This window comes from Streptomyces sp. NRRL S-118 (assembly GCF_000716335.1).
GTDB lineage: Bacteria > Actinomycetota > Actinomycetes > Streptomycetales > Streptomycetaceae > Streptomyces.
Map to the genome: position 1 here is coordinate 1109 of NZ_KL591063.1, position 1248 is coordinate 2356.

Sequence of the window (1248 nt, forward strand, 5' to 3'; positions counted from 1 at the left end):
CCCGCTGGAAGGGATACGTCGGCAGGTCCCGGAGGGCCGGGCCGGTGCCCAGGACGGCCGGCCAGTCCACACCCGCCCCGCGGACGTGGACCCGGGCCAGGGCTTCCACCAGCGCCCGCGGCTCGGACACATCCGCACCGCGCAGCCCGGCCGCGAACACCGGAGCGGTGTCCTCCTCCCCCGTCACACAATCCGGCCCCAGAGCCGAGAGCACACCCTGCGGGCCGAGCTCCAGGAACACCGACACACCCTCGGCCTCCAGGCACCGCACACCATCCAGGAAACGCACCGGCCGGCGCACATGCCCCACCCAGTACTCCGCCGAACACAGCTGCTCCGCCTCCACGAGAGCACCCGACACATTCGAGACCAGCGGCAACTCCGCAGAGCGGTAATCCAACCCGCGAGCAACGCTCTCGAAGTCCTCCAGCATCCCGTCCATGTGCCGCGAGTGGAACGCATGACTGACCGCCAACCGCTTGGCCCGCCGCCCACGCCCCTTCCACACCGCGACGAACTCCTCCACCCCACCGTCGTCACCCGAAACCACGATGGACGAAGCACTGTTGACCGCCGCGACCTCCACCCGGCCACCGAGGTCCCCGGCCGCCAACGCCGCCCGGACCTCCTCCTCCGAACCCTCGACCGCGGCCATCGCACCATCACCACGCAACGCCTGCATCAACCGGCCCCGCGCCGCCACCAACCGCACCGCATCACCCAGCGACAACACCCCCGCCACATGCGCCGCGGCAATCTCGCCGACCGAGTGACCGATCAGGAAGTCCGGCCGCACACCCCACGACGACACCAGCCGGAACAACGCCACTTCCAACGCGAAGATCGCCGGCTGAGCGAACTCAGTCCGGTCCAGCAGCCCCTCGTCCGAGCCCGCCTCACCGAACATCACCGCACGCAACGACCCACCCAGCTCACGGTCGAACAACCCCGCGACCTCGTCCAACGCCTCCGCGAACACCGGGAACACCGCATACAACTCACGGCCCATCCCCACCCGCTGACTGCCCTGACCCGTGAACATCACCGCCACACGCACCGGCCCACCAACCACACCGCGGATGAGCCCACCGGTGCCGCCGCCTTCCGCCAGGGCATCGAGGCCGGTGAGAAGGGTCTCCCCCTCCTCTCCCATCAGGACGGCCCGGTGCTCGAGCCGCGCGCGCGTGGTCGCCAGGGCGCGGCCGACCGCTCGTACGTCCAGCTCGCCCTGGCCGGCCAGGTGCTCAC

General features: G+C 70.7%; 1 protein-coding gene. It reads right to left on the reverse strand.

The features are described from left to right. On the reverse strand, nucleotides 1-1248 hold a 1248-nt coding region (locus IH00_RS38610), incomplete at both ends, for an acyltransferase domain-containing protein (RefSeq protein WP_031080855.1).